The organism is Streptomyces sp. WAC06614 (genome assembly GCF_003949795.1).
Lineage (GTDB): Bacteria > Actinomycetota > Actinomycetes > Streptomycetales > Streptomycetaceae > Streptomyces.
The window spans coordinates 32739-47956 of the sequence record NZ_RPRY01000003.1; the positions used below are offsets into that span (position 1 = coordinate 32739).

The following is a 15218-nucleotide window of genomic DNA, read 5'->3' on the forward strand; positions in this document are numbered from 1 at the left end:
GTCTTGCCAATGCCCCCGACAGGGATCCGTGCATTGACACTCTGTGCCTGATGAAGAAGGTGCGGCCGCCGAACCCGCCCGTGGGCCGGAGCTGAGCAATGCTGCCGATCTGCCAGGAGCGGACGGGCCAGACCATCGAAATCAGGGCATGAATCGAGGTTCTGGGGTCCTTCCCGGCCACCGGTTCCGGCTGGCCGCAGGACCGACTCTGGCACTGGCACTGGGTGCCATCAAGGTTGTACGTCTGCCAAGGTTTGCGAATCTTCGAGGCTGAAATTGCCAAGCTTGCGAAGGTTACCGATGAGTCAGGTCGCCGTATGCTGACGGGACCCGTCCGACGGTGGAGGAGTCCGGTGAGCAAGACCTACGCGGGAACACGGCTGCGGCGGCTGCGTGAAGAACGGCGCATGACGCAGGCCGATCTGGCCAGGGTGCTGGGCATCTCGCCCAGCTACCTGAACCAGATGGAACACGACTCCCGCCCGCTCACCGTCCCGGTGCTGCTGCGCCTCACCGAGGCCTTCGGGGTGGACCCGGGGTTCTTCTCGGAGCGCGACACCAGCCGCATGGTCGCCGACCTGCGCGAGGCACTGGCCAAGGAGGTCGCCGAAGCCCGCGTCTCCTCCTCAGACCTTGCTGAGCTGGCCACCCGGATGCCGGCGGTCGCCTCGGTCCTGCTGGACCTCGGGCGACGCAGCCAGCTCCTTGCGGAGCGGCTCGCCGACGCGGCCGAAGGCCGTGTCGGCCCGGCGGAGGCCCCGCGCTCTCCTCACGAGGAGATCCGCGAGTTCTTCTACCGGCGGCAGAACTACCTCCACGACACCGATCTCGCCGCCGAGGCCCTGGCCCGCGAGATCGGCATCCGCCCCGGGGACGTCATCCGCGCCCTGACGCACCGCCTCGCCGACCGGCACGGTGTGCGGATCAGCGCGGACTCCGACCGGCTGCACCACTACGACGCCGACAGCCGCGCCCTGCACCTGTCGAGCAGGCTTCGCCCCGGGCAGCAGGCCTTCCGGATGGCCACCCAGCTCGCCCTCCTCGAATACGGCGACGAGCTGGACCGGCTGGCCGCCGAGGACTTCCCGGCCGGATCCGAGGCACGCCCCTTGGCCCGGATCGGCATCGCCAACTACTTCGCCGCCGCGCTGATCCTCCCGTACACGGTCTTCCACACGGCCGCCGAGGAATTCCGTTACGACATCGAGCGGCTCACCGACCACTTCGGCATCGGCTACGAGACCGTCTGCCACCGCCTCAGCACCCTCCAACGCCCCAGGCTGCGCGGGGTCCCCTTCTCCTTCGTCCGGGTCGACCGGGCCGGCAACATGTCAAAGCGCCAGTCGGCCACCGGATTCCACTTCTCCCGTGCGGGCGGCACCTGCCCGCTCTGGAACGTGTACGAGGCCTTCAGCGCCCCCGGCCGCATCCACGTCCAGGTCGCCGCCATGCCCGACGGGCAGCGGTACCTGTGGACCGCCCGCGCCGTCACCCGCCACCGCGGCGGCTGGGGCGAGCCCGGCAAGACCTTCGCGATCGGGCTCGGCTGCGAGATCCGGCACGCCTCGCGGCTCGTGTACGCCGACGGGCTCGACCTCGACAACACGGCGGCCGCCACCCCCATCGGCATGGGCTGCCGCCTCTGCGAACGCCTCGACTGCCCGCAGCGGGCGGTCCCCCCGCTCGGGCGGGCGCTGGCCGTGGACGAGAACAGCAGCACGTTCGTCCCGTACCCCGTCATGGGCGACTCCTCGTCCCCCCGCAGTTGACGCATCTGGGGTCGGCCCAGGCAGCGCGGACACGCCCCGAAGCCCCTACCAGCCGTGGTGGTCATGGAACCTTCGACATATCCCGAACCCGACGTACGTCTGGCGCGCCTCGCGGACGCGGTCAGTCTCCCGCCCGCATGGCCTCCGACCGATGAGTTCCTCGACGACCTCACGAAGCGGACCGGTCTGCGCACCCACGACCTCCTGCTCGTCGCGGACCTACCCGTACCCGCGACCGCGTGGCTCTTCGACGAGACGGCCGGCGCTTCCAGTTCCCTGTTGTCGCGTTCCCTTGTCCTGCCCCCGTCCGGCAGGCAACTGCTGCGCACCCGTGCACGCTCCATGACCGCGCCGGCGGACACGCTCACGCCTCGGCAGCCCCGCCCGTACGAGCAGTACCCACCGGGCTTCGGCTCGCTCCTCCTGCGGATGCTCGCGCTCCGGAACCTGAACTGGTCCGGGGCGGCCAAGGTCATGTGCCTGATGTCCGGTGTGTGCAAGGCGGCCTCGACCATCGGAGCCGTGGGACGAGGTGCCAAGGAACTCGATGCCGAGATGCTCGACGGCTTCGCGGCGACGCTCGGCATACCGGTCGCCGTGTTGGGTGAGCTGACCGGCGTCCGCCCATCGGCCGAGCCTCGCGAACTCGCGCCCAAGGTGGTCGACACAGCCTCGCTGATCTGGGAGGTCCGGCAGCTGACCTGGGACCAGGAGGGTGCGCTCACCGAGTACGCGGAGGTGCTGGGCGGGAAGTGAAACCGTCCGGGGCGCCGGATCACCCGCTCTTGAACACCGGGTACGGCACGTACGTCTGCCGGTCGGGGTCGACCTCGAGGCGACCGCCCGCCGGCGGCCTGGCCCGCTGGGCGCAGTCGCGGCGCTCGCAGATCCGGCAGCCGAGCCCGATCGGAGTCGCGGCCGAGTGTTCCGCCACCGCGAGACCCTCGGCGTAGACGAGCCGGGACGCGTGGCGGAGCTCGCAGCCCAGCGCGACGGCGAACTCGGCCCGGCGGGCACGGTGTCCGTAGCCTCCGCGGGTCACGGTGCGGGCGATCCAGAAGTACTTCTTGCCGTCCGGCATCTCCGCCACCTGGGTCAGGATCCGGCCCGGGGCCGAGAACGCCTCGTAGACGGTCCACAGCGGGCAGGTCCCGCCCAGCCTGGAGAAGTGGAAGTCGGTCGCGGACTGGCGCTTGGAAATGTTTCCGGCCCGGTCGGCCCGCAGGAACGAGAACGGGACCCCGCGCTGTCCGGTGCGTTGGAGGGTGCTCAGCCGATGGCAGACCGTCTCGAAGCCGACCCCGAAGCGGGCCTGGAGGAGCTCGATGTCGTAGCGCAGTTCCTCGGCCGCCGCCCGAAAGGTCCCGTAGGGCATCAGGAGGGCGCCCGCGAAGTAGTTCGCCAGTCCGACCCTGGCCAGTCCTGCGGACGCCCCGGAGTCGAACTCGGCTTTTGCCACAAGGGAGTCGAGCAGCGGACCGTACGCCAGCAGCGCCAGCTGGGTGGCGAGCTGGAAGGCACGTTGTGCGTCGGTCAGCCAGGGCGACAGGAACAGCAGGCCTCGTTCGCGGTCGAAGCGACGGGCGTCCGAGGACCGGTCCGGAGCACCCTCGAAGAGGGTCACCCCGTGCCGGGTGGCGAGGACTTCCGCGAGGCGGTCCGCCGTGCGCGACACAGAGCCGCCGCCCAGGGCCGTTGCGACGGCTTCCGCTTCGGTGTCGAGAGCGTCAAAATGGTTGTGGTGGGCGTAGAAGAAGTCCCGTACTTCGTCGTGCGGTTCGGCGCGCACCACGACCGTCGAGTCCCCGGGAGGGGCCAGAGCTGCGACCTGCTCGGCCGCGTCCCGGTAGCGGTGGTGGAGCGCGACGAGGGCCTTTGCGATGTCCGGGTGGTCACGGGCCATGTCCGCGATCTCCTCGGAGGCCACCGAGACCCCGCCGGCCTCGTCCGCCAGGGCGGCGCGCAGATCGGTGGTGAGGCGTTCCTCGTCGGCTTCGGAGAAGAATTCGGGGTCGACCCCGAACACCTCGGCGATCTTCAGCAGGACCGGGGCGGTGAGCGGCCGCTGGCTGTGCTCGATCTGGTTCAGATAGCTGGTGGACAGGTCCAGGGCACGGGCAAGCTCCACCTGGTTCATGCCCCGCTCGCGTCGCAGCCTGCGCAGTTTCGCGTGGGCGTAGATCTTCCGTCCGGCCGTACGTCCCATGTGGCGACAGCGTTCCTTCCACCCGTTCCTCTCTTGCGAAGGTAGCACTCGCCCCTTTCGCAAGATTCGCAGATTCGCAGGATTCGAAGGTACTGATTCCGCAGGTTGGAGCTGTCGCACGGGCTTCGAATACGGGGAAGGGTGAGGCATCGACACCTTCGCCTTCCGCACCTGAGGAGTTCCGTGATCGAGCACGAGGTACGCGTCCATCCCAGCGCCGACCGCCTTCCGCGCGAGCGGCAGCTCGCCTGGAAGCTGGCCGAGGCGGCCACGGGCACCGAGCCGGCCTCCGACCTCGATTCGCAAGCCGCCGGGATGGCGGTGAACCGGATCGTGGACAACGCCTCCGTGGCCGTGGCCTCCCTGCTGCGTCGCCCCGTCGCGGTGGCCCGGGCGCAGGCCTCATCCCACCGGGCGACGCCCGGAGCTTCCGTCTTCGGGCTGCCGCCGGAAGTGCGGGTCTCCCCCGAGTGGGCGGCATGGGCCAACGGCACCGCCGTACGCGAGCTCGACTTCCACGACACCTTCCTCGCCGCCGACTACTCCCACCCGGGCGACAACATCCCGCCCCTGCTGGCCGTCGCCCAGCACACCGGCCGCTCGGGTGCCGACCTCTTGCGCGGGATCATCGCCGCCTACGAGGTACACGTCGCCCTGGTACGCGGCATCTGCCTGCACGAGCACCGCATCGACCACGTCGCCCACCTCAGTGCCGCCACCGCCTGCGGGCTCGGGGCGATGCTGGACCTCGACACGGCGACGGCCTACCAGGCTGTCCAGCAGGCAGTGCACACCACGACGGCCACCCGGCAGTCCCGCAAGGGAGAGATCTCCAGCTGGAAGGCCTACGCCCCGGCCTTCGCCGGGAAGGCCGCGATCGAGGCCGTCGACCGGGCCATGCGCGGCGAGAACTCCCCCTCGCCGATCTACGAAGGAGAGGACGGCTTCCTGGCCCGGATGCTGAACGGGCCGCAAGCCTCCTACACCGTCTCGCTGCCCGCCCCCGGAGAGCCCCGGCGCGCGATCCTCGACACCTACACCAAGGAGTACTCCGCCGAGTACCAGGCGCAGGCGATCATCGACCTGGCCCGGCGGATGCGCGAGAAGACCGGCCCCACAGCCGGGATCCGCGAGGCTGTCCTGCACACCAGCCACCACACCCACCACGTGATCGGCTCCGGCTCCGGCGACCCGCAGAAGTACGACCCGACGGCCAGCCGCGAGACCCTCGACCACTCCGTCCCGTACATCCTGGCCGTCGCCCTGGAGGACGGCACCTGGCACCACGAGCGGTCCTACGCCCCCGAGCGGGCCCAGCGGCCCGCGACCGTCGAGCTGTGGAAGAGGATCTCCACCGTCGAGGCCCCCGAGTGGACCCGCCGCTACCACGACCCCGACCCGGAGCGCCGGGCCTTCGGCGGGCGCCTGGTCGTCACCCTCGACGACGGCAGTGTCATCGAGGACGAACTCGGGGTCGCCGACGCGCACCCGGCTGGCGCGCGACCCTTCGACCGGGCCGCCTACACCGGCAAGTTCCGCACCCTGGCAGAAGGCATCGTCACCGCCGACGCCCAGAACCGCTTCCTCGATGCCGCGGGCCGACTCGCGGAGCTGGACACCGACGGGCTCGCCGCCCTGTTCCCCGCGGTCGACACAGGCCTGACCGCCGCGTACGACGGGACGCTCCCGAAGGGATTGTTCTGATGCTGCACACCCACACCACCGCGGCCGTCAGGCGCCGGAGTTTCAGGGAACAGCTCTCCTCGGGCCGGCTGCTGCGCATGCCCGGCGCGATCAACCCGTACTCGGCCCGCCTCATCCAGGAGGCCGGCTTCGACGGCGTCTATCTCTCCGGAGCAGTGCTCGCCGCCGACCTGGGACTGCCCGACATCGGCCTGACGACCTCGACCGAAGTCGCGGCCCGCGCCCAGCAGATCACCCGGACCACCGACCTGCCCGCCCTCGTCGACGCCGACACCGGTTTCGGCGAGCCCCTGAACGCCGCCCGCACCGTCCAGCTCATGGAGGACGCCGGCCTGGCCGGACTCCATCTGGAGGACCAGGTCAACCCCAAGCGCTGCGGCCACCTCGACGGCAAGGCGCTCATCCCCCTCGACGCGATGGTTCGCCGGGTGCGGGCAGCCGTCGACGCGCGGCGCGATCCCGACTTCCTCCTGATGGCACGCACCGACGCCCGCTCCGTCGAGGGCCTGGAGGCGGCGATCGACCGCGCCAAGTCATATGTGGATGCCGGAGCAGACGCGATCTTCCCGGAAGCCCTGGGCAGTGAGGCCGAGTTCGAGGCCTTCCGCAAGGCCGTCGACGTACCGCTGCTGGCCAACATGACCGAGTTCGGCAAGGGCCCGTTGTTGTCCGCCCGCGCCCTTGAGGACCTCGGCTACAACCTCGTCATCCACCCCGTGACCCTCTTCCGCCTCGCCATGGGCGCGGTCGAGGAGGGCTTGCGCACGATCGCGGAGGAGGGGACTCAGGAGTCCCTCCTCCCCCGCATGCAGACCCGCTCCCGCTTGTACGAGGTCCTCGACTACGAGGCGTACACCGCCTTCGACGCAAGCGTCTTCGACTTCACCCTGCCGCCCGGCACCTGAGCCCACCGGAGTGAGCCATGACCGCCACCACCCCTGAGATCCACCGCGGCCTCGCCGGTGTCGCCGTCGACACCACCGCGATCTCCACGGTGATCGAGGAGACCAACTCCCTGACCTATCGCGGCTATCCGGTGCAGGAGTTGGCCGCGCACCGGTCCTTCGAGGAGGTCGCGTACCTGCTGTGGCACGGAGAACTGCCGGACGCCGGAGAGCTGGAGCGGTTCCGCGCCCGGGAGCGGGCCCTGCGCCCGCTCGACCGCACCACGGCCGAACTGCTGGCCGGCCTGCCCCGGACCTGCCACCCCATGGACGTGCTCCGCACCGCCGTCAGCTTCTTCGGCGCGGAGGACCCGACCGAGGACGAGGAAGGCACCGCCGGCCATCTGACCAAGTCACTGGGTCTACTCGCCAAACTGCCGGTGGTCGTCGCCGCGGACCACCGGCGACGGCTCGGGGAAGACCCCATCCAGCCGGACCCGGAGCTCGGATACGCGGAGAACTTCTTCCACATGTGCTTCGGCGCGGTCCCGGCCCCCGAGGTGGTCCGCTGCTTCGAGATCTCGATGATCCTCTACGCCGAACACAGCTTCAACGCCTCCACCTTCACCGCCCGGGTCGTCACCTCCACCCTCTCCGACCTCTACAGCGCGGTCACGGCGGCGATCGGCGCGCTGAAGGGCCCCCTGCACGGCGGCGCCAACGAAGCGGTCATGCACATGCTGCGGGAGATCGGCGACCCCGAGCAGGCCGCTGACTGGCTGGACCGGGCCCTGGCGGACAAGCGCAAGATCATGGGCTTCGGCCACCGGGTCTACAAGCACGGCGACTCCCGCGTCCCGATCATGCAGGAGGCCACCGGCCGGCTCGTCGCCCGGGCGGCGAGCCCGGAGGTGACCCGGCTCGCCGCACTGCACGCCGCCCTGCGCCACGCGATGATCGGCCGCAAGGGCATCTACCCGAACCTGGACTACCCGGCCGCGCTCGCCTACCACCTGATGGGCTTCGACGTACCCATGTTCACGCCGTTGTTCGTCATGAGCAGGGTCACCGGATGGACGGCCCACATCACCGAACAGCTCGCCCACAACGCACTGATCCGCCCTCTCGGCGTCTACAACGGTCCGGCGCAGCGCCTTCTCCCGCAGGGAGTCTGATGACCGGGTGCCCGGCGGCGCCGCTCGGTGTGGGATACGGCCAGAGCCCCGTCTCCCCCACAGGTACGGGGGCGACAGGGCTCTGGGGGCCGGCTGTGGTTCTTCGTTCAGCCGAGGACCGGCTCCGGCCGAGGCGCCGCCTCCGTGCCTGCCGGATCGGTGCGGTGAGCCAGGAGCCGCTGGGCGAGAACGCCGAAGACGATCCCGAAGACGACCCACATCACGACCTGGACGGTCACCGAGGCGACCCGGAACTCCCACAGCAGGGCCGCGGGGAACTCGGGCTTGACGGCGTCGGTGTTGTCTGGGAGGACCAGGAAGGCCAGGGCGGTCGCGACGACGAAGCCGGCGCCCGCCGCCAGGGTGGCGTTCCAGTTGCCCAGGCGCGGTGCCAGCCGCCGTCCCAGGATGATCGCACCGACGCCGAGCAGGACGCTGAGAAGGATCATCAGGAAGAACAGCGTCGTGCGCTGCCCGATGGTGTCGGGATTGCCGACGGCCGGCGGGCTGGCCGGGTACTTCAGGAACGGCACGAAGTAGACCGTGGCGAAAGCACCGGCCGCCGTGAGCGCGGCCGTCGCCCGCGGGCTGAACCCGCCGACGCGGCCCAGGACGAAGGAGAACGCGAGGGAGGCGATGCCGCCCAGCGCGACCCCGTAGACCAGCACACCGGTGGCGAGACCCACGGTGGACTGGACGGGACGGCTGACGAGCTCTTCCTCCTCCTCGGCGGCGGCCGGGGCTCCATCGCCACCGTGACCGGCGTGACCGGCCGCAGGTGCGGCTTCCTTGGCGGCCGTGGCCTCTTCGACGGCGATGGAGCCCCGGACCGGGGGCTCACCGACGACGTAGGCGACGGCGAAGGCGAACAGTCCGGCGATCAGGCCCGCGAGCATGCCGCGGACCAGGAGACCTCTGACAGTGGAGGCATACATGATGTGCAGGCCTCTCAGTGGCAGGGGAAACCGAGCAGGTGGCGACCGTCGTGCACCCACTCGTGCACGCCCTCGCCGGAGAACACGGCGGTGGCACCCTGCTCCGCGCCGACGAAGTACAGCGCCACGAGCATCAGGAGACCGACGAACAGCGCCCAGGGCAGGACGGCCTTGACGGGCAGCGGAGCCGACGGCGAGACGGCGGGGGCGGGTATGGCAGCAGAAGCGAGGGCCTCGGCCATGGTGGAACCTCCTCGGGGAACAACGCGTCCCATACGGTGGTGCAGGACGACGGTCCTCGGGTCTGACTCGCTGCGGCAACCCCCAGGGGGCAGTCGCCGCAGCACACAGTGGCGCGACCATGCCGGATTCACACCGGACTTCCGTCTCGCCGTCGTCACTATGTCTTTATGTCGCGCTTACGCTACCGCGTGACGGGCCCGCGACCAAGACCGTGAGGCTGTGATCACAGGGCATGCCCGAGGTGCAAGACGCGTGGCGCGGGCATCGTTATGACGTCGAGACCGCAAGCAGGTGCGCACCAGTGTCCGGGGACGGTAGCCGGCCATCCCCCGGACGCCGGTCGTGCTCAGCCGTGCGTGAAGTGCGGCGGGCGCTTGTCCACGAAGGCGGACATGCCCTCCTTCTGGTCGGCCGTGGCGAACACCGCATGGAACAGACGGCGTTCGAAACGGACGCCTTCGGTGAGGGTGGTCTCGAAGGCCCGGTTCACGGCCTCCTTGGCCATCATCGCCACCGGCTTTGACATCTCGGCGACGGTCGTCGCCACCGCGAGTGCCTCGTCGAGCAGGTCGTCGGCGGGGACGATCCGGGAGACCAGGCCGGCGCGTTCGGCCTCGGCGGCGTCCATGGTGCGGCCGGTCAGGCACAGTTCCATGGCCTTGGCCTTGCCGACGGCGCGGGTGAGGCGCTGGGAGCCGCCGATGCCGGGGATGACGCCGAGCTTGATCTCGGGCTGGCCGAACTTCGCGGTGTCGGCGGCGAGGAGGATGTCGCAGAGCATGGCCAGTTCGCAGCCACCGCCGAGGGCGTAGCCGGAGACCGCCGCCAGGGTGGGGGTACGTACCTGGCCCAGGCGGTCCCATGCCGTGAACCAGTCGGAGAGGTACATGTCCATGTAGCTCTGCGGACGCATCTCCTTGATGTCCGCCCCCGCCGCGAAGGCCTTCGCCGAGCCGGTGAGGACGATGCAGCCGACCTCCGGGTCACGGTCGAGTTCCTCGGCGGCAGCCACGACCTCCGTCATGACCTTGAGGTTCAGGGCGTTGAGGGCCTCGGGCCGGTTGAGGGTGAGGACGGCCACGCGGCCCTTGCGTTCGAGCAGGATGGTCTCGTAGGCGGTCATGCGGGATTTCCGTTCTGGTTAGGTCCGGCGGGGCGGAGGGTGCGGACGATCGCCGAGAAGTCCAGGCCCGCGCCAGCGCCTTCGGCGAACTCGGCGTACATCTCGGCAGCCTTGAGGCCCAACGGCGCCTCCACCCCTCCGGCCCGCAGAGCGTTCGCGGCGAGGCCGAGGTCCTTGGCCATCAGCGGTGCGGCGAAGCCCGGCCGGTAGTCGCGGTTTGCCGGGCTGGTCGGGACCGGTCCGGGGACGGGGCAGTTGACGGTGAGGGCCCAGCACTGGCCGGAGGCGGTGGAGGCGACGTCGTACAGCGCCTGGTGGTCCAGGCCGAGGCTCTCGGCGAGGACGAAGGCCTCGCTGACGCCGATCATGGAGATAGCGAGGATCATGTTGTTGCAGATCTTCGCGGCCTGTCCGGCGCCCGCCGCCCCGCAGTGGACGGCCTTCCTGCCCATAGCGTCGAGCAGCGGCTCGGCGGCCGCGAACTCCGCCTCCCCGCCGCCCACCATGAAGGTGAGCGTGGCGGCTTCCGCACCCACCACTCCCCCGGACACGGGCGCGTCGAGCGCCCGGTGTCCGGCCGCGACGACGGCCTCGTGCGCGGTGCGGGCGTCGGCCACGTCGATGGTGGAGCAGTCGACGAACAGGGTCCCGGGGCGAGCGGCGGCCAGCAGCTCCTGGTCACGGTAGAGGGCGAGGACGTGGCGCCCGGCGGGGAGCATGGTGATGACCACGTCGGCTGTGGCGGCGGCCTCGGCCGCGGACCCGGCGGGCTCGACTCCGGCGGCGCCGGCGGCGGCCACCAGCTCGGGGACGAGGTCGAAGCCCAGGACGCGGTGTCCGGCCTTGACCAGGTTGGCCGCCATGGGTCCGCCCATGTGTCCGAGCCCGATGAATGCGACGGTGCTGCTCACCAGACGACCTCCTGCGACGAAGCGGTCGCGACGAGCCGCAGCTCGTGCGCGTCGAGCGGGGCGAAGAACCGGTCCACGTCCGCCGGGGTGACGTCCTCCAGCGCGGCGGGGGACCAGCGCGGGTTCCGGTCCTTGTCGATGACCTGGGCGCGGATGCCCTCGACCAGGTCGGGCGATGAAAGTGCCGCGCAGGAGACGCGGTACTCCTGCTCCAGTACGCGCTCCAGCGGTCCGAGCCGCCGGGCCCGGCGGAGCGCGGCCACGGTGACCTTGACGGCGGTCGGGGACTTGGCCACCAGGGTGTCCGCTGCGGCCTTCGCAGCAGGAACGCCCGAGGCCAGCAGCCGCGCCACGATCTCCTCCGCGGTGTCGGCGGCGTAGCAGTGGTCGATCCACTCGCGGGCGGAGGCGAGGCTCCCGGCCGGCGCCTCTTCCACGTGCCGCTCGAGTACGGCGTGGACGGGGTCTGCGGCCAGCTCCCGGGCCAGTGCCGGCAGCGCGGCCGAGGGTACGAAGTGGTCGGCGAGTCCGCACAGGAGCGCGTCGGCGGCGCCGACGGGTGCGCCCGTGAGCGCCAGATGGGTACCGAGCTCCCCCGGGGCCAGGGCGAGGAGGTAGGTGCCGCCGACGTCGGGGACGAAGCCGATGCCGGTCTCGGGCATCGCGACCTTGGACCGTTCGGTGACGATGCGGACGCTGCCGTGGGCGGAGACGCCGACACCGCCGCCCATCACGATGCCGTCCATGAGGGCGACGTACGGCTTGGGGTAGCGGGCGATCAGGGCGTTGAGCCGGTACTCGTCGCGCCAGAAGTCCGCGGAGGCGGTGCCGCCCGTGCGGGCGTCCTCGTAGATCGCGCGGATGTCTCCCCCGGCGCACAGGCCCCGGTCTCCGGCGCCCTCGATGACGACCACCTCGACGGAGGGGTCGTTGGCCCAGGCCGTGAGGGCTTCCTCGATGCGGAGCACCATGGGGTGGCTGAGGGCGTTGAGGGCCTTCGGCCGGTTGAGGGTGATGTACGCGGCGCGGCCCTCGGTGCGCACGAGGACGTGGTCGTGGTCGTGGGCTACGGGCTTGTCGTTGGTCATCGCAGGGTCTCCGTCAGTCCGCGCGCGACGATGACGCGCATGACTTCGTTGCTGCCTTCCAGGATCTGGTGAACCCGCAGGTCGCGGACGATCTTCTCGATGCCGTACTCGCTGAGGTAGCCGTAGCCGCCGTGCAGCTGAAGGGCCGCGTCGGCCACCGCGTACCCGGTGTCGGTGGCGAACCGCTTGGCCATCGCGCACAGGCGCGGCGCCAGCGGGTCGCCCCCGTCCAGGGCCTCGGCGGCCTGCCGGACCAGGGCCCGGGCGGCCGCCAGCTCAGTCGCCATGTCGGCCAGGCGGAACTGGAGCGCCTGCGCGTCCAGAAGACGGCTGCCGAACGCCTCCCTGTCGGCCAGATAGGACAGGCTCCGGTCGAGGGCGCTCTGGGCGCCGCCGAGCGAGCAGGCGGCGATGCCGAGGCGGCCGCCGTTGAGGCCGTTCATGGCGATGCGGAAACCGTCACCTTCCACGCCGAGCCGCCGATCGGCCGGGATCCGGACGCCGTCGAGGATCACCTGGCGGGTCGGCTGGGCGTTCCAGCCCATCTTCCTTTCGTTGGGGCCGAACGAGACCCCCGGGTCATCTCGCTCGACGACGAAGGCCGAGATTCCGCCGGGGCCGGGCTCGCCCGTCCGGGCCATGACCACGTAGAGGCCGGCTGATCCGGCGCCGGAGATGAACTGCTTGACGCCGGTCAGCACGTAGTGGTCCCCGTCCCGTGCGGCGCGGGTGCGCAGCGCGGCGGCGTCAGAACCGGCGCCCGGTTCGGTCAGGCAGTAGCTGCCCAGGGTCGCCGCGGAACAGAGACCGGGCAGCCAGCGGGCGCGCTGGGCGTCGTCGCCGTAGCGGTCGATCATCCAGGCGACCATGTTGTGGATGGAGAGGTAGCCGGTGATGGACGGGCAGCCGGTCGCCAGGGTCTCGAAGACGAGCACGCCGTCGCTGCGGCTGAGGCCGGAGCCGCCGTGTTCCTCGCGGACGTACACGCCGGCGAGGCCGAGGGCGGCGGCCCGCCGGATGACCTCGACGGGGAAGTACTTGTCCTGGTCCCAGGCGACCGCGTGGGGAGCCAGCTGCTCCTGCGCGAAGTCGAGGGTGACCTCGGCGAGGGCGAGCTGGTCCTCGGTGAGGGTGGTGGTCACGGCGCTCACCCCATCGTCGGGATGGTGAAGCTCGCGCCTTCCTTGACCCCGGAGGGCCAGCGCGAGGTGACGGTCTTGGTACGGGTGTAGAAGCGGATCGAGTCGGGGCCGTGCTGGTTCAGGTCGCCGAAGCCGGACTTCTTCCAGCCGCCGAACGTGTGGTAGGCGACCGGCACCGGGATCGGGACGTTGACGCCGACCATGCCGGTGTTGACCCGGCGGGTGAACTCGCGGGCGGTGTCCCCGTCCCGGGTGAAGATCGCCACGCCGTTGCCGTACTGGTGCTCGCTCGGCAGGCGCAGTGCCTCCTCGAAGTCGGCGGCCCGGACCACCGACAGGACGGGGCCGAAGATCTCCTCACGGTAGATCCGCATCTGCGGGGAGACCCGGTCGAAGAGGGTGGCGCCGGCGAAGTAGCCGTTCTCGTGGCCGTCGAGGGTGAATCCGCGTCCGTCGACGACGAGTTCGGCTCCCTCGCTCGCGCCGATGTCCACGTAGCGGCGCACCCGGTCCAGCGCGTCCCGGCTGACCAGCGGCCCGAAGTCGGCTTCCGGGTCGTCGGACCGGCCGATCTTCAGCTGTCCGATGCGTTCCTTGAGGGCAGCGACCAGCCGGTCGGCCGTCTCCTCCCCCACGGGTACGGCGACGGCGATGGCCATGCAGCGCTCGCCCGCCGAGCCGTAGCCGGCTCCGATGAGGGCGTCGACGGCCTGGTCGATGTCCGCGTCGGGCATCACGATCATGTGGTTCTTGGCTCCGCCGAAGCACTGGGCGCGCTTGCCGTGCGCGGCGGCGGTGGCGTAGATGTGCGCGGCGATCGGCGTGGAGCCGACGAAGCCGAGGGCCTGGACGCGCGGGTCCTCCAGAAGTGTGTCGACGGCTTCCTTGCCGCCGTTGACCACGTTGAGGACGCCCGGCGGCAGGCCTGCCTCCAGGAACAGCTCCGCGAGGCGCAGCGGTACGGACGGATCACGCTCGGACGGCTTGAGGATGAACGCGTTCCCGCAGGCCAGGGCAGGTGCGGCCTGCCACAGCGGAATCATGGCGGGGAAGTTGAAAGGGGTGATTCCGGCGACGACGCCGAGGGGGCTGCGCAGGGAGTGCACGTCGATTCCGGTGCCGGCGTTGTCCGTGAACTCCCCCTTGAGGAGGTGGGGGATACCGGCGGCGAATTCCACGACTTCCAGACCGCGTTGCAGGTCGCCGTGTGCGTCGGCGACCGTCTTGCCGTGCTCGGCGGACAGCAGCCGCGCGAGGCTGTCCCGCTCGCCTTCGACGAGCTGGAGGAAGCGCAGCAGCACGCGGGCCCGGCGTTGGGGGTTCCACTGCCCCCATTCCGCCTGCGCCTCTTCGGCGTTGGTGATCGCCGCTTCGGTGTCGGCTCGTCCCGCGAGCGGTACGCGGGCCTGGACGGTGCCGGTGTTGGGGTCGTACACGTCGGCGAAGAGCCCGGACGTGCCGGTGGTGTGCTTTCCGCCGATGAAATGGGTGAGTTCACGGACCATGGATGCCTGCTCTCGTCAGGTTGGATCCGGGGATGGCACGGCAGGCCGACGGACCGCACCCGGGTGGGGGTGCGCCGCTGTGGAATGCCGTGAGAACTACGAGCGCGCGAAATCGGTGTGTGCGTGCTCCGCCGGATCACCAGGGTCGTGGGTACAAACCGGTGCCATGCGTGTCTGCTCCATCCTCGTGGACAACACGGAACAATCCGCGGCCGGTATCCTGACTCCCGGATCCCCGCGCGCCGCCCGCCTTCCCGACAGACCTCGTCAGTGGCGTGTGGATGGCAGCACACTCCCCGGTCACAGTGGCGGGACCGTGCCGGTTTCTCACCGGCTTCCCTGCACCGCGGACCTTGTGCCACGAACATATAGTTGGACGTCCTAGTAAGTCCAGAGCCGACGCTCGGGCGGGCCTAGAGTCGACGCATGCGCATCGTCTCCCTGCTCCCCGCGGCCACGGACATCGTGGCGGACCTCGGACTCGCCGCTGACCTGGTCGGACGCACGCACGAATGCGACTGGCCGCCCGCGGC

At 70.6% G+C, this 15218-nt stretch carries 13 protein-coding genes and 2 riboswitches; of the genes, 5 read left to right on the plus strand and 8 right to left on the minus strand.

Translation table 11 applies throughout. From position 1 onward, the window contains the following. Positions 1–353: 353 nt before the first annotated feature. Entirely contained in the window at positions 354–1769 is a 1416-nt protein-coding gene (locus EF918_RS00835; RefSeq protein WP_125638906.1) for a short-chain fatty acyl-CoA regulator family protein, read from the plus strand. 63 nt (positions 1770–1832) lie between these two features. Next, positions 1833–2525 (plus strand): hypothetical protein, encoded by a 693-nt coding sequence (locus EF918_RS00840; RefSeq protein ID WP_125638909.1) that lies wholly within the window; start codon positions 1833–1835, stop codon positions 2523–2525. Positions 2526–2544: 19 nt separating this feature from the next. Here the strand turns inward: EF918_RS00840 and EF918_RS00845 are convergent, their stop codons facing one another. Further along, entirely contained in the window at positions 2545–3975 is a 1431-nt protein-coding gene (locus EF918_RS00845) for a short-chain fatty acyl-CoA regulator family protein (protein ID WP_125638912.1), read from the minus strand. Between the two features lie 183 nt (positions 3976–4158). On the opposite strand from EF918_RS00845, the gene EF918_RS00850 reads away from it, so the two are divergent. From EF918_RS00850 to EF918_RS00860, 3 genes are read left to right on the plus strand one after another with little or no spacing between them, the layout of a single operon-like run. Then, the gene (locus tag EF918_RS00850; protein ID WP_125638915.1) at positions 4159–5679 is read left to right on the plus strand and encodes an MmgE/PrpD family protein; all 1521 of its coding nucleotides are present in this window, start codon (positions 4159–4161) and stop codon (positions 5677–5679) included. Next, positions 5679–6584, plus strand: a complete 906-nt coding sequence (gene prpB / locus EF918_RS00855) for a methylisocitrate lyase (RefSeq protein ID WP_125638918.1) — start codon at positions 5679–5681, stop codon at positions 6582–6584. The genes EF918_RS00850 and prpB overlap by 1 nt, the downstream gene beginning before the upstream one ends. A gap of 17 nt (positions 6585–6601) precedes the next feature. Next, on the plus strand, positions 6602–7738 hold the full coding sequence (locus EF918_RS00860; RefSeq protein ID WP_125638921.1) for a bifunctional 2-methylcitrate synthase/citrate synthase: 1137 nt from the start codon (positions 6602–6604) through the stop codon (positions 7736–7738). A 107-nt stretch (positions 7739–7845) separates the two neighbouring features. Here EF918_RS00860 and EF918_RS00865 read toward each other — a convergent pair whose 3' ends face one another. The 7 genes from EF918_RS00865 to EF918_RS00895 all read right to left on the minus strand — a co-directional run bounded on the left by EF918_RS00865 (position 7846) and on the right by EF918_RS00895 (position 14685). Further along, positions 7846–8673 carry a CbtA family protein gene (locus EF918_RS00865; RefSeq protein ID WP_125638924.1) on the minus strand — a complete coding sequence of 276 codons (828 nt, stop codon included), beginning with the start codon at positions 8671–8673 and terminating at the stop codon, positions 7846–7848. A 14-nt stretch (positions 8674–8687) separates the two neighbouring features. After that, the gene (locus EF918_RS00870) at positions 8688–8915 is read right to left on the minus strand and encodes a CbtB-domain containing protein (protein ID WP_048479701.1); all 228 of its coding nucleotides are present in this window, start codon (positions 8913–8915) and stop codon (positions 8688–8690) included. 60 nt (positions 8916–8975) lie between these two features. Next, positions 8976–9058, minus strand: a riboswitch (cobalamin riboswitch). A gap of 204 nt (positions 9059–9262) precedes the next feature. Further along, positions 9263–10039, minus strand: a complete 777-nt coding sequence (locus tag EF918_RS00875; RefSeq protein ID WP_125638927.1) for an enoyl-CoA hydratase — start codon at positions 10037–10039, stop codon at positions 9263–9265. Continuing rightward, positions 10036–10950 carry a 3-hydroxyisobutyrate dehydrogenase gene (gene mmsB, locus EF918_RS00880; protein ID WP_185921543.1) on the minus strand — a complete coding sequence of 305 codons (915 nt, stop codon included), beginning with the start codon at positions 10948–10950 and terminating at the stop codon, positions 10036–10038. The genes EF918_RS00875 and mmsB overlap by 4 nt, the downstream gene beginning before the upstream one ends. Then, a complete protein-coding gene (locus tag EF918_RS00885; RefSeq protein ID WP_125638930.1) occupies positions 10947–12038 on the minus strand; it encodes an enoyl-CoA hydratase/isomerase family protein in 1092 nt (363 codons plus the stop codon). Before EF918_RS00885 ends, mmsB begins: the two co-directional genes overlap by 4 nt. Beyond that, positions 12035–13189, minus strand: coding sequence for an acyl-CoA dehydrogenase family protein (locus EF918_RS00890; RefSeq protein WP_125638933.1), 1155 nt, complete (start codon positions 13187–13189; stop codon positions 12035–12037). Before EF918_RS00890 ends, EF918_RS00885 begins: the two co-directional genes overlap by 4 nt. Beyond that, on the minus strand, positions 13186–14685 hold the full coding sequence (locus tag EF918_RS00895; RefSeq protein WP_125638936.1) for a CoA-acylating methylmalonate-semialdehyde dehydrogenase: 1500 nt from the start codon (positions 14683–14685) through the stop codon (positions 13186–13188). The genes EF918_RS00890 and EF918_RS00895 overlap by 4 nt, the downstream gene beginning before the upstream one ends. 192 nt (positions 14686–14877) lie before the next feature. Next, positions 14878–15063, minus strand: a riboswitch (cobalamin riboswitch). Positions 15064–15218 lie beyond the last annotated feature (155 nt).

Coding starts and splice junctions, on each gene's coding strand:
- EF918_RS00885 (WP_125638930.1), bottom strand. CDS start 12,038: ATGACCAACGACAAGCCCGTAGCCCACGACCACGACCACGTCCTCGTG.
- EF918_RS00895 (WP_125638936.1), bottom strand. CDS start 14,685: ATGGTCCGTGAACTCACCCATTTCATCGGCGGAAAGCACACCACCGGC.
- EF918_RS00865 (WP_125638924.1), bottom strand. CDS start 8,673: ATGTATGCCTCCACTGTCAGAGGTCTCCTGGTCCGCGGCATGCTCGCG.
- EF918_RS00875 (WP_125638927.1), bottom strand. CDS start 10,039: ATGACCGCCTACGAGACCATCCTGCTCGAACGCAAGGGCCGCGTGGCC.
- EF918_RS00870 (WP_048479701.1), bottom strand. CDS start 8,915: ATGGCCGAGGCCCTCGCTTCTGCTGCCATACCCGCCCCCGCCGTCTCG.
- EF918_RS00840 (WP_125638909.1), top strand. CDS start 1,833: ATGGAACCTTCGACATATCCCGAACCCGACGTACGTCTGGCGCGCCTC.
- EF918_RS00860 (WP_125638921.1), top strand. CDS start 6,602: ATGACCGCCACCACCCCTGAGATCCACCGCGGCCTCGCCGGTGTCGCC.
- prpB (WP_125638918.1), top strand. CDS start 5,679: ATGCTGCACACCCACACCACCGCGGCCGTCAGGCGCCGGAGTTTCAGG.
- EF918_RS00845 (WP_125638912.1), bottom strand. CDS start 3,975: ATGGGACGTACGGCCGGACGGAAGATCTACGCCCACGCGAAACTGCGC.